This is a genomic window from Pseudomonas sp. GNP014, from assembly GCF_054344005.1.
Map to the genome: position 1 here is coordinate 3,923,106 of NZ_JBTGUS010000001.1, position 12,622 is coordinate 3,935,727.

Sequence of the window (12,622 nt, forward strand, 5' to 3'; positions counted from 1 at the left end):
AGGGTTACCGCCATGAACTTCAATCTCTTCTCCGTCATCGCCGCTTCCGCCATCTCTGCCACCGTGGCCCTGCCAGCCAGCGCCAACGTTGAAATCGCCAGCAAAAAATCCCACACCCAGAGCTACACCCAGAAATACCTGCAACAGAGCGCCAACTTCTACGCCGCCCTGGATCACAAAGCCCAACACTGAAATGCCCGCTTCGAACAACGCCCAGCAGGCGCTGCCGAAGGCTGCGATCTTTGCATCTTGAATGTCAAAAGATCGCAGCCTTCGGCAGCGCCTGCACGTTTGCGTGATCGAAAAATCTTCTCTCGACAGGTTTTCTCCATCGCAGAGATAGACCGGCTAAATAATCAACCAGGTTGATGTTTACTATGGCAAACCCTGAGTGGTTAGCACGGTTTTTTTGATTGATCCTGACGGCACTGAAACATGCCCACGGAGAAACATCATGGCCAGTGCAATCATCACCTCAGCCAGGCGCGGCGCCTATATGGCCATTGGTCTTTACCTGGTCCTGGTGTTGTTCGTCAGCGTCGCCGCCCAGACGCAACACACGTTTGACGCACCGATCCAGGTCGCACACCCCGGCATCCAGTTCGAACACCGCGCAGACAGCGTGCTGGTCGATCGGGCGGAACTCGCAGGGGTAGGCGGAGCATGAAAGGCTACAGACTTTGGGTCATCGCCGGTCTGGCACTGATGACCAACGGCGCTGCGTTACTCGGCTTCGGTCAGGGTTCGGTCGGCGCACTGGCACGGGCCATAGAGGCCAATCACACCATCGCGCACAACATCGAACGGGCAAATACCCTGGGGCTGATGGCCGGCAATCCACCGATGAAAGTCTCTGCCGATTTTCTCGGCCCCTTTGAAGTGGATTGCATGGCACTCGGCATGTGCAACGCACTCGCCTAGACAACGCGAACCACTGTGGCGAGGGGATTCATCCCCCGATGGGTCGCGAAGCGGCCCCAGACCCGGCAAACCGGATTGTTCTGATACGCCGAGGTTTCTGATTTCAGGGCAGCTTCGCCGCCCATCGGGGATGAATCCCCTCGCCACAAGGTGTTCGGTAGCAGAAATTCAGGGTTACTTCTTCATGATCGCCGTAAACAGCTCGGATTCGAGGAAGCGCTGCAACCACGCCTGCAACCGCACATAAGGCGTCTGCGCAAACCACTCGCGATCCACATGCGCAAACTGCCGCACGAACGGCAGCAACGCCACATCCGCCAGACTCAAGTGATCGGCCAGCAAGTACTCACGATCGGTCAGCAGCTCATCCAGACGCTGCAAAAACAACGCGCCCTCAGCCCGATAAACTTCCATCGGCTGCTCGGGATAGCGTTCGGCGTACTTGTAGCGATTCAGATGCACCTTGAACACCTGATCATTAGCCTCGATCAACTCGGCAATCCGTGGATCACCCCCCAGTAACCAGCCCTGCGGATCATGCTGCGCCAAGGCCCAGCGCATGATCTCCAGACTCTCGTCAATCACCTGTCCACCGGCATCCAGCACCGGCACCGTGCCCTTGGGCGAGATCGCCAGCATCTCGGCGGGCTTGGCCTTGAGGCTGACTTCGACGATCTCCACCGGCACTGCGCAATAACGCAGGGCCATCCGCGCACGCATCGCATAGGGGCAGCGGCGGAATGAATACAGCGTATTCATTTCACCTCCAGGGTGCTCAAACCATTGCCCTGACGCTGCACCTGAATCTGCACCGGAATCCGCTCGTGCATTTCCTGTACGTGGGAAATCACCGCCACCTTGCGGCCCTGGGCCTGCAACCCGTCGAGCGCATCCATCGCCAGTTGCAGCGACTCCGGATCGAGGCTGCCAAAGCCTTCGTCGATAAACAGCGATTCGATTTTCAGTGTGCTCGACGCCATCGACGCCAGCCCCAATGCGAGGGCCAGCGACACCAGGAACGTTTCGCCGCCGGACAACGAATGCACCGAGCGCAGTTCATCGCCCATTTCCGTGTCCATCACCAGCAGGCCGAGCATGCTGCCGCCGCGCTTGAGGCGATAGCGTTTGACCAGTTGGCGCAACTGCACGTTGGCGTGATGCACCAGCAGGTCGAGGTTGTAGGCCTGGGCGATTTTGCGGAATGTGTCACCGGTGGCGGACCCGATCAGCGCGCTGAGCCGTGCCCAACGCTGATATTCGGCGTAGGCCTCGGCGATCTGCTGCGCCAGCGCCTGATTGGCGTTTTGCCGGCGCTGATCTTCTGCCTGTTCGGCGCGGAGTTCGGCGCATTGCTGTTCACTGATGTTGAACTGGTTTTGCAGGTCGGCGAGGGCGCTGGCCAGTTGCTCGGCATCAAGGTCGCCGTTGTGCTGCGCCTGATGATCGAACAGGCGCTGGTCGCGCTCTTGCAGCAAGACCCTGGCCTGCTCGATGGCTTTTTCAGTGTGCTGCAAGCGCTGGCGCAGTTCGGCGACTTGACCGTCATCGACCCGCAGCAGATCTTCGAGGCCACCGTCATCAAGCTCCGGATGTCGGGCGCGCCAGTCGGCAATCTTTTGCGTCAGCTCGCTGTCTTCGCTTTGCAGTGCTTGCAAGCGTTCTTGCTGAGCCTTGAGTTCGGCGCCGGTCTGCACGCGTTGCGTGCGCACATCCTGTAGTTCCTGAGTCGTGCTGGTCTCGGCGTTGCGCGCCTGCTCCACAGCCTGTTCCAGTTGTTGCTGCCAGTGCTCGGCGCTGCTGTGTTCGCCGAGCAGTTGCGCGAGTTGGGTCTGACAGGCCTGTTGCTGCGCGGCCAATGTGCTGAACTGCTGCTCGGCGTTTTGCTGCTGCTGGACGCGGCTCAGTTGGCGGTCCTGTTCCTTCTCCAGCGTCTGTTGACGTTGCTGCTGTTCGGCCAGTTCTTCCTTTTGCTGCTCGACCTGCGCCAGACGCTCGGCAATCTGCCGGTCCAGCTGCATGAACGTCGCCGCCGGCTCGAGGCGCAAGGCCTCAAGCGTGTCCGCTGCAAGCAAGTTGCCGAACGCCGCGAGTTCTTCGTCGAGACGCTGACGATCGCTGCTCAACTCGCGCTGCTGATTGCTCAGGTGCTGCGCCGCTTGCTGGTGCGCGGTTTCGGCCTGGCGCAATTGCTGAGTCAGACGCGCCGCGTCCTGTTGCAGGGTGAGCAGGGCGCTCTGGCGCTGTTCGTCCTGGCTGATGCTCTGGTTCAACTGCTCGTTTTGCCGGGTCAGCCAGGCATCGCGTTTGTCGGTGTCCTGATTCAGTAACTGAGCAGTCAGCGGATGCGCGTCGAGGCTCGGCGCAAGCGCCTGTTGCTGCGCGGCCAGTTGTTCCTGCTGTTGCAGCAGTTCCTTTTGCTGAGCGATCACGCCACCGACTTCGGCGCGCAGCTCGATGAGTTTTTCCTTGAGCTGATCGACCACCTGCTGAGCGTTGGCCTGTTCGCTTTCATCATGGCGGCCGAGGCTTTGCAGCAAGGCTTCGGGCTGATGATAGGGGTGCTCGTTGCTGCCACAGACCGGGCACGGCTGGTCGTCCTGCAACTGCGCACGTAACTCTTCGACGCTGGCACTGCGCGCCAGACGCTGGCGTTCGAGCAGTTCGCGGGTGACGTTCAGGGTTTGTTCGGCGACCGTCAGCTCGGCTTTGGTTTTTACCCCGTCCTGGGTCAGGCGTTCGCGTTCCTGCTGGGCGCTGAGCTGGCGTTGTTGCAGTTCGGCGCTGCGCTTGTCCAGCTCCTGCTGGCTGACCCACAACCGCGACAGGTCTTCAATCGCACGCAGTTGCTTGCGGTTGTCCTGCAGCAGCGTGCCGAGAATGCCGATCTGTTCGGCGACGGCATCGGGTTCGGCGCCGGCCTCTTTGAACAGCACTTCAAGTTGCTGTTTCTGCGTGGTCAGCTCTGCGGCGCTGCGCGTGGCGTTTTCTTCGAGGCTCGCCAGTTCCGTCTGACCTTTGTTCAAACGATTGCCGATCAACATCAACTGTTGCAGGCGATCGCGGTAGGCATTCCAGGCGTCGCTCAGCGGCGCCAGATGAGCGCTTTGCTCAAGCTCGGCGGCGATGCGTTGCAGGCGTTCGGCGACCTGACGCTGGTTTTCCAGCAAGCCTTGAATGGCGTTGTGTCCCTCAGTGCAGGCCTGCTGCGCATTGAGCCTGGCTTCGGCGCTTTGGGCGACTTCCTTGGCCAGACGGGCGAGGGTGCTTTGCTCTTCAAAGGCCTGACGCAACAGCGGCGCGTTTTCGCTTTGTCGTTGTTGTGCTTCGCTCAGGGCGATTTTCGCCGCTTCGAGGTTGTGCTCCAGCTGCGTCTGGCGCTCAGTCAGTTCGGCGTGTTGCCGGGTGTGCGCGGCGATTTGCGCGGCCAGTGGCGTCAGTAGGGCATCGAGTTCGGTTTTGCGCGCGAACTGGTGTCGTTGTGGGCCGAGCTGCTCCAGGCGCGTCAGTTTCACCCGCTCGCCAGCCAGACTTTCCGAGTGTTGTTGGGCACTGTGCAGTTGCTCGGATGCAGCTTGCTGCGCGTCTTGCAGCACCCGCAAGTCCTTGAGCCAGCTGTGCTGCTGCTCAAGTTGCTTGAGCTGCGCCTGTTGCAGTTTCAATTGCTGTTGCGCGGCGTTGAAACGCTGATCCAGTTCAGCCCGGGCTTCGGGCGCCAACGGGGTCACGCCGGTGGCCTGATCCTGCAATAGCTTGTGCGCTTCGCGGGCCTCTTTGGTCTTGTCGAAGGCGCGGCGGCCGAGGCGGGTGTACAGCGCGGTGTCGGTGAGTTTTTCCAGCAGCTCGCTGCGATCGTTGTCGTCGGCCTTGAGGAACGCGCTGAACTCGCTCTGCGCCAGCAGCACGGCGCGGGTGAACTGTTCGAAGTTCAGGCCGAGGGCAGCTTCCAGTTGAGTTTTGTATTCGCCTTTCTGGCTGGCGAGCAGTTGATCCTGGTCGATGTCGCGCAGGCTCTGCCGGCTGGCCTGCAACTTGCCGCCGGCCTTCTCGCGGGCACGGTTGGCTTCCCAGCGCGCACGGTAACGACGGCCATCGACGCCGACGAAATCCACTTCTGCATAACCTTCACCCGTGCCACGTCGCAGCAAGGTGCGCGGGTCGCCGGTGGCGATTTCGCCGTCGGCATCCGGGACTTTGGCGTCACGGCCGGTGTTGTTCAGGCGCGGCACGGCGCCGAACAGCGCCAGGCACAGGGCGTCGAGCAGGGTACTTTTACCCGCGCCCGTCGGGCCGGTGATCGCGAACAAACCGGCGCTGGCCAATGGCTCAGCGGTGAAATCAATCTCGAACGGCCCGGCCAGCGAGGCAAGGTTTTTCAAGCGAATGGCGAGAATCTTCATGGCTGCTCGCCCTCCAGTTGTACGTCTTGCAGCAGTTCGGCGAAGTCCTTCAGCGTCTGCTCATCGACCTCGTTGCCGTAGTTGTCGAGCCAGGCGCGGCTGAACAGTTCCTGCGGGGTGAGTTGGTCGAGTTCGATCAGCGCGGTGCCATCCTCCTCGCCGTTCGTGCCACGGTTACCGGCGTATTCAGCGGCGATGCGCACCAGCCGCACGGCTTTGCCTTGCAACGCGGTTTCGACTTGATGGCGCAAGTCCGGCTGCGGCTCGTCGAGGCGCACACGCACTTCCAGCCACGGCTGGCGCTGGGTTTCGGCGAGCAGGTCGATGTTTGGCAGGTCCGCCAGTTGCAGGAGGATCTCGGCCAGCGGTGCCGGGCCAATGCGTTGCAGGTTGACCGAGCGCGGAATCAGTTTCGGCTCGACGCTGACCAGGGTTTCGCCGTCGAGGATGACGTCGAGGATCTGGTGTTGATAGCCAATCTCCGAAAACGACAACGGGATCGGCGAGCCGCTGTAGCGAATGCGTTCTTCACCGTTGACCTTCTGCGGCTTGTGCAAATGGCCGAGGGCGACATAACTGATGCTCGGCCCGAACAGGCTGGCGGGCAGGGCTTCGGCATTGCCGATGATCAGGCTGCGCTCGGAGTCTTCCGACACCGAACCGCCGGCCATGTGCGCATGGCTGATGGCGACCAGCGCCTGACCGGTTTGGCGTTTGGCGTTGGCCGCCTCGATCAGCCACTCATGTACCTGACCGATGCCACGCAAATAGTTGTCGCCCAGATGCGCGCCAGTCACCTCCGCCGGACGCAGGAACGGCAGCGCCAGGCACCACGCGGCGACTTCACCGGTTTTATCCGGCAATGGCAGCAACAAACGATCGGCATCCAGTTGCCCGTCATCCAGCCACAACACCCGACCCAGCGCATGCGTGCGCAAGCGGCGCATCAACGGCGCAGGCAGCTCGATCCGCGAGCCGGAATCGTGGTTGCCGGCAATCATCACGATGGTCAGCAACGGCTGCTGTTCGTGGGCGCTGACGATGAAATCGTAGAGGCGTTCCTGGGCTTTGACCGGTGGATTGACCGTGTCGAAGATGTCACCGGCGATCAGCAGCACGTCCGGCTGCGCCAGTTGCAATTGACGCAGCAGCCATTCGAGGAAGCACGCATGTTCGAAATCGCGCTCCTGGCCGTGCAGGTTTTGCCCAAGGTGCCAGTCGGAGGTGTGGAACAGACGCAAGGTGGACTCCGCAACAGTAAAAGAGGTAATGGCCGCTGGAAAATGACGGCGGCGAAAGAGGGGAGAGTTTACAGATTATTGCGGCAGGAGGGCTGTTGTGGCGACAGCGGTGCTGGGTCGTGGAGGTTGTGGCGAGGGAGCAAGCGCCCTCGCCCCGGAATTCCCTGCATTCCGGGGACGGTTTATTTCGGATAAAGCGGCGGCAAGCCGCTGTCAGCCACCGGGTCTTGCACCCGCTCCGCCGCTGGAATCGTGCGTATCGCCCGCCACAGATCCTCACCCTGCCAATGCTGTCCGGTCTCGCTGTAGAGCGCACCGTTGAGGCCGTCGAGGGCGTCGGACAGCGGCACAAACCGCGCCGCCATATCGGCCAGCGTCTCCGGTTGCTGCCGCGCCCACGCATCCAGCGCCTGCCGCGTCGCTTGCGGATCATTGGCCTGGCACGCCCGTTTGATGTCGTCCATCAAGGTGCGCGGGCTCGGCCCGGTTTGCGCGGCACGATGCACCGCCGGTTGCCAGCGTGCGCGCCACCACAGGCCGAAGCCGAGCAGGGTGGTGCAGGCCAGAATCAGCGTGCTGAGTTTCCACCACCACAACACATCGTTATCGACGACGCCCGGTTGCAGGTTGCCGGTCGGCGTATCGACCTGCAGGCTCGGATTGTTCGCCACTTGCAGGGTGCGCGCGGGCAGACTGCTGTGTTCCAGATGGTCTTCGAAGGTGTTCCACCACACCACGTCCACGGTCGGCAATTCGATCGAACCGCTGCGGCTCGGCACCAAGGCTTCGCGCTCTTCGCGGCTGCCGACCAGGCCGCGGTCAGTGCTCTGGTTGCTCAATACCGGTTGATCGGGGTAGCGGCGCAGGCCATTGACGTCGGTGCCGGGCAGGGTCGGCAGTTGCGAACTGGCCAGCCCCTCGACCCGCAGCGTCAGGCTGCGGGTCAGGGAGTCGCCGACTTGCGTGTGTTCCGGCTCCGGGTTCCAGCTCTCGCTCAGGCTCAGGCTGCGCGCCGGTAACCATGGTGCGTCGACCGGGTAGGTCAGGGGCTTGGGTTTGACCGTCAGCGGGATTTGCGAAGAGCTGACGCGCATCAGCTTGCCCGGTTTCGGGCCTTGTGCGGTCGTGTCCTGCGCGGGCTGCGTGTCGACCAGCGTGGCGCTGAAAATCTGCGGCGCGATGGTCAGCAAGCCGCTGTGCTGCGGGTAGATTGCATAGCGCATTTCGATCACACCGTGGCGCACGCCGTTGATGTCTTTCTCATAGGTGCGGGTGTCGCCGAGCTGCTCGATTCGCGCATCGGCGATTTGCAGCGGGGTCAGGCTGCTGTCGTCGTACAGCGACACCGAATGGTAGATGCGCAGGGTCAGAATCGCCTGGGCCTGCACATAGACGCTGGACTGATCGAGGCTGGCCTCGATGAACACCGGGTCGAGGTTGTTTTTCTCTTCGCGGGTGTCGCTCTCGACCACTTGCACGGTGATCGGCTGGCTCTGCACATCACCCAGTTGCAGCGGCGGAATCACCACGCTGCCGTTCTCTTTCGGCAGCAGCGTGATGATCCAGCGGGTGGTTGCGCGGTTGTCGCCATTGAGCGTGTTCAACTGGTTGACCTGGCGCGTGCCACGCACTTCGAACAGCGCTTCCAGCGGCGTCAGGTCAGGTTTGCCGAACTGGGTGACATCGTTGGTTTCGAGGGTGAGCTCGACCGTCTCGCCGGAGTTCAGGCGACTGCGATCCACGCTGGCCGTCAGCTCGGCCGCCTGGGCGGTGGCCGTGCAGATCAGCAGGGGCAGCAAGAGAGCGGTGAAGCGGGTCATCGAGTGTTTTCCTGATCCTGATGTTGTTGCTGTTCGTACCAGAATTTGCGTCGCAGCAATTCCCCCGGATCGTCCGGGATCTTGCCCAGCCATTGTTCCAGGGCCTGACGTTGCTCGCCTTCGAGGTTGTTCTCGCTCGGGCGCAGCGTCGGCACGGTGTCCGTTTGTTCTTCCTCATCGCTGCCTGGCACTTCGTTGGGGCCTGGCTGCGGCGGTGTGGTCGCGGGCGGTTCGCTGGCCGACTCGGCGGGATGCGCCTCGCTCTGGGTCTCGCTGTTCACCCCCGGGGGCGGTGCGGTCGCCGGCGGTGGTTCGTCGCCGGGCAGATTCTGCTGCGCCGGGGATTTTTCCGGCTCGGGCGGCGGCGGGGTGCGCTTCTGCTTCAGCAGGTTTTCCACCAGCGCCTTGTTGGTCTGCGCCGGACGCAGATCCGGTTGCAGCTCCAGCGCCTGTTCATAGGCGTCGATGGCCGCTTCCAGCTCACCGCTTTTTGCCAGGGCGTTGCCACGATTGTAGTGGGCGCGGGCATCGCTGCCTTCGGCAAAGCGCTGGGCGGCGCCACTGTAGTCGCCGGCCTCGTACAACGCTACCCCTTGCCACTGGTGATCTGCGAAATGTTGCGCGGCTTCGGCCGGGCGCTTCTGTTTGAGCAAGTGCAGGCCTTGTTGGTCGGGGCGCAGCCACAAGTCTTCGAATTCAAAAGCGTAGCTGGGCTGCGGCAAGCAAAACAGCAGCGGCAGGCAGAACAACCACCCACGGCGCCCGGCGCAAGCGGCGAGCAACAACAGCGGCAACAGCAGCCAGTAACCCTGATCGGCCCACGTGTCGAGACGCACGGTCTGGCCATCGTCACGCAAGCTGCGCGGGCCGTTGAGCAGGCCGAGGCTGCCCAGGTCGCTTTCGTCCAGACGCGCGGCGTGGTATTCGCCGCCAACGCTGTTGAGGAAGGCTGCAAGCCCCGGGCTGTCGAGTTGCGGGACGCGGATCGCGCCTTGTTCGTCCTTGAGGAAACTGCCGTCCTCCTGGGCGATCGGCGCACCTTCGGCGGTGCCGATGCCGAGCATCAGCAATTGTGGCGATTGCCCGCTCAGTGCCCGGCGAATGCCTTGGCGTTCTTCTTCATCCAGCGACGAGCCGATCAACAGAATCCGCCCCTGACCAAGCGCGCCCTGTTTCAGCAGGGCCAGCGCTTTACTCACGGCCAGATCAGCGCGATGGCCGCTTTCCGGCATCAACGACGGCTTGAGTGCGTCGAGCAGATTGCGACTGGTCGCCAGGTCATCCGACAGCGGCACCAGCGTGTGCGCGCTGCCGGCGTAGACGACGATGGCGGTCTGCGCATCGCTGCGCGCCTGCAACAGGTCGAACAGCTTGCGCCGCGCCTGTTCCAGGCGAGTCGGTGGTGAGTCGGTGGCGAGCATCTCCGGGGTCAGTTCGAGGATCACCACCAGCGGGTCGGCGGGTTTCTGGCTGGTTTGTTCGACCCGCTCCCAACTCGGCCCGAGCAACGCCAGCACGGTCAGCAACCACGCCGCACCGAGGGCGACCCACGGCAACTTGCTGTCGCGGCCGTTACCGCCGCTGAGCAGGGTGGCATGAAACGCCGGCGGCAGAATCATCTGCCAGCGCCCGGCACGTTTCTGCCGGTGCCAGAGTTGCCAGAGCAGCCAGCCGAGCAGCGGCAACAGCAGCAACCACCACGGACGGAACCAGTGCGGCCAGAGCGCGATCATCGGCGCCTCCGCAGACGCAGACGCTTGAGGCGCTCGCGCCAGTCAGGCAACGGACTTTGCAGATACAGCTCCTTGGTGAACAGGCGTTGCAGCGGATTGTCCGGCCACAACTCGCGAGCGACCAGCAACAGGCTCAGCCACAGGGCGAGGGCCAGCGGCCACTGATACAGGGCTTGCGCCGGACGCGCCTCGGTCGGTTGCTGGGTCACCGGCTCGAGCTGATCGAGGGTGTCCTTGATCGCTTGCAGTTCCTTGCCGTCATGGGCGCGGAAATACTGGCCGCCGGTGGCCTCGGCGATGGCTCTGAGTGCCGGCTCGTCGAGGTCCAGGCTCGGATTGACCCCAAGCAAACCGGTCGAACCGCTGTCTTCAGGATTAGCGCCAATGCCGATCGGGTAAATCTTCACGCCTTCGCTGGCCGCCAGTTTCGCCGCCGTCAGCGGATCAATCTCGCCACCATTGTTGGCGCCGTCAGTGACCAGAATCAGCACACGGCTTTGTGCCGGACGCAGGCGCAGGCGTTTCAGGGCCAGACCAATGGCGTCGCCGATGGCGGTGTTCTTGCCGGCGATGCCGATCCGCGCTTCGTCGAGCCAGACCCGCACGGTGTGACGGTCGAAGGTCAGCGGCGCCTGCAAATAGGCCTTACTGCCGAACAGGATCAAGCCAACGCGGTCGCCATCGCGGCTTTCCAGAAAGTCGCCGAGCAGGTGCTGCACCAGCGACAAGCGACTGACGTCTTCGTCCTGCCACTGCATGTCGGGGAAGTCCATCGAACCGGACACGTCCACCGCCACCAGCAGATCACGGCCACTGGCGGCAATCGGCAGCGGCTCGCCGAGCCATTGCGGGCGCGCGGCCGCGGTCAACAGCAATAACCACAGCAACATGAATGGCGCTTGCTGACGCCACGCCGGCAGATTGGCGCGGGCGCGACGGCGGGCGAGGCCTTCAAGGTCCGAGAGAAAGCTGACTTTCAATGCCGGCTCGCCACTGTCGGCCACCGGCAGCACAAGGCGCATCAGCCACGGCAGCGGCAACAGGGCAAAGATCCACGGCCAGGCGAACTCAAACATGCTTGCGAATCCAGGTGTCGACGGCCTGGGTCAGGCCGGCGATGGCTTTGTCGTCGAGTTTGCATTCCGGTTTGTAGGCGCCTTCGACCAAGACCATCCAGCGTGTCAGGCCGGCCGCCGGGCAACGGTTATCGAGGAACGCCAGCCATTTGCGGCCGTTGAGTGTGTGGCTCTGGCTGTAAGGGTAATGGTTGCGGCACAAGCGCTTGAGCAGGCCGTTGAGCTGTTGCAGCCAGGCCCCCGCCGGTGCGCCGTCATAGGGCTTGGGCATTTGGGCGAGTTCGGCGAGGGCGGCGATGCGCACCGGGTCCAGCGGCTGTTCGGCGCGCACGATCGGGCGCTTCTTGAGCGGGATGAAGCGGCGCAAACGCCACGCGCCGTAGCCGAGCAATGGCAGCAGCAACAGCAGCAGCCACCAGCCCGGCGCCGGCGGCCAGAAGGCAATCGGTGGCGGCGAAATCAGCGGTTGCAGTTGTTCGAGGCCGTTCATCGCCCGGTCCCCGGTCGCTGCGGATTAAGGAACTCGCGCATCTGCTCGACCATTTCACTTTGCGTGCTCAGCGGCATCAGCAGCACCCGCAGTTTCTGCGCGAGCAATTCCCAGCGGGCAATGCGCGCTTCGGCCTGGGCGCGGTAGGTCTGGCGCAGGTCGAAATTGAGGGTGTCGAGTTCCAACTGGGCACCGCGCTCGGCGAAGCGTAACAGGCCGGCAGCGGGCAGGGCGTGATCCAGCGGATCGGACAGCGGCAGCATCAGCAGGTCGCAATGGCGCGACAGCAGGCTCAGTTGCTGTTCGGCACTGTCGGACAACGCACGCTCGTCGCAGATCACGATCACCAGACTGCCCGGACGCAACACTTCCCGTGCCCGCCGCAGGGCCACGCCGAGTGCATCACGATCCGCCTCACGCTCCGAATGCAGCGACTGATTGACCTTCACCAGGCGGTTGAGCAATTGCAGCAGGCTCTGCTTGCTGCGGCGCGGTTTGATTTCGTAGTGCTCGTTGTCGCCGAACACCAGCCCGCCAACCCGGTCGTTGTGGCCCAGCGCGGCCCAGCCGATCAGCGCCGCCGCTTGCGCCGCGAGCACCGACTTGAACATCAGCCCGGAACCGAAAAACAGCCGCGTGCTTTGCTCGACCATGATGAAAATCGGCCGTTCGCGTTCTTCATGGAACAGCTTGGTGTGCGGCTCCTGCGTGCGCGCCGTCACGCGCCAGTCGATGGTGCGCACGTCGTCGCCAGCCTGGTAGACCCGCACCTGATCGAAGTCGACGCCGCGACCACGGAATTTCGAGTGGTGCAGACCGATCAGCGGGCTGCGCTGACTCGGCGTGGAAAACAGCTGCACCTCGCGCACACGGTGGCGCATCTCGATCAGCTCGGCGAGGCTGACGCGGATGCCCGGTTCGGATGGCAGGGGGGCGTTCATGGG

At 63.2% G+C, this 12,622-nt stretch carries 11 protein-coding genes; 3 read left to right on the plus strand and 8 right to left on the minus strand.

What is annotated here, in order from left to right:
- The first annotated feature begins 12 nt into the window (after positions 1 to 12).
- The 3 genes from ACXX9E_RS17650 (at position 13) to ACXX9E_RS17660 (ending at position 921) form a co-directional block, all read left to right on the plus strand.
- On the plus strand, positions 13 to 192 hold the full coding sequence (locus ACXX9E_RS17650; RefSeq protein WP_041062495.1) for a hypothetical protein: 180 nt from the start codon (positions 13 to 15) through the stop codon (positions 190 to 192).
- 262 nt (positions 193 to 454) lie between these two features.
- Positions 455 to 667, plus strand: a complete 213-nt coding sequence (locus tag ACXX9E_RS17655) for a hypothetical protein (RefSeq protein WP_128613760.1) — start codon at positions 455 to 457, stop codon at positions 665 to 667.
- Positions 664 to 921, plus strand: a complete 258-nt coding sequence (locus ACXX9E_RS17660; RefSeq protein WP_123468014.1) for a hypothetical protein — start codon at positions 664 to 666, stop codon at positions 919 to 921. Before ACXX9E_RS17655 ends, ACXX9E_RS17660 begins: the two co-directional genes overlap by 4 nt.
- Before the next feature lie 174 nt (positions 922 to 1,095).
- On the opposite strand, the gene ACXX9E_RS17665 is transcribed toward ACXX9E_RS17660, so the two are convergent.
- From ACXX9E_RS17665 to ACXX9E_RS17700, 8 genes are all read right to left on the minus strand, one after another.
- A complete protein-coding gene (locus tag ACXX9E_RS17665) occupies positions 1,096 to 1,680 on the minus strand; it encodes a glutathione S-transferase (RefSeq protein WP_447808627.1) in 585 nt (194 codons plus the stop codon).
- A complete protein-coding gene (locus ACXX9E_RS17670) occupies positions 1,677 to 5,318 on the minus strand; it encodes an AAA family ATPase (RefSeq protein ID WP_458555808.1) in 3,642 nt (1,213 codons plus the stop codon). Before ACXX9E_RS17670 ends, ACXX9E_RS17665 begins: the two co-directional genes overlap by 4 nt.
- On the minus strand, positions 5,315 to 6,559 hold the full coding sequence (locus ACXX9E_RS17675; protein WP_267795209.1) for an exonuclease SbcCD subunit D C-terminal domain-containing protein: 1,245 nt from the start codon (positions 6,557 to 6,559) through the stop codon (positions 5,315 to 5,317). The genes ACXX9E_RS17670 and ACXX9E_RS17675 overlap by 4 nt, the downstream gene beginning before the upstream one ends.
- Before the next feature lie 182 nt (positions 6,560 to 6,741).
- Entirely contained in the window at positions 6,742 to 8,379 is a 1,638-nt protein-coding gene (locus ACXX9E_RS17680) for a BatD family protein (RefSeq protein WP_222833087.1), read from the minus strand.
- Positions 8,376 to 10,112 carry a vWA domain-containing protein gene (locus ACXX9E_RS17685; RefSeq protein WP_340133106.1) on the minus strand — a complete coding sequence of 579 codons (1,737 nt, stop codon included), beginning with the start codon at positions 10,110 to 10,112 and terminating at the stop codon, positions 8,376 to 8,378. Before ACXX9E_RS17685 ends, ACXX9E_RS17680 begins: the two co-directional genes overlap by 4 nt.
- Complete coding sequence (locus tag ACXX9E_RS17690; RefSeq protein ID WP_123468026.1) at positions 10,109 to 11,188, minus strand: vWA domain-containing protein; 1,080 nt, start codon at positions 11,186 to 11,188, stop codon at positions 10,109 to 10,111. Before ACXX9E_RS17690 ends, ACXX9E_RS17685 begins: the two co-directional genes overlap by 4 nt.
- Positions 11,181 to 11,678: a DUF4381 domain-containing protein gene (locus ACXX9E_RS17695; RefSeq protein WP_123468028.1), complete on the minus strand. Its 498-nt coding sequence runs from the start codon at positions 11,676 to 11,678 to the stop codon at positions 11,181 to 11,183. The genes ACXX9E_RS17690 and ACXX9E_RS17695 overlap by 8 nt, the downstream gene beginning before the upstream one ends.
- Complete coding sequence (locus ACXX9E_RS17700) at positions 11,675 to 12,619, minus strand: DUF58 domain-containing protein (protein ID WP_222833083.1); 945 nt, start codon at positions 12,617 to 12,619, stop codon at positions 11,675 to 11,677. Before ACXX9E_RS17700 ends, ACXX9E_RS17695 begins: the two co-directional genes overlap by 4 nt.
- Between the last annotated feature and the right edge of the window lie 3 nt (positions 12,620 to 12,622).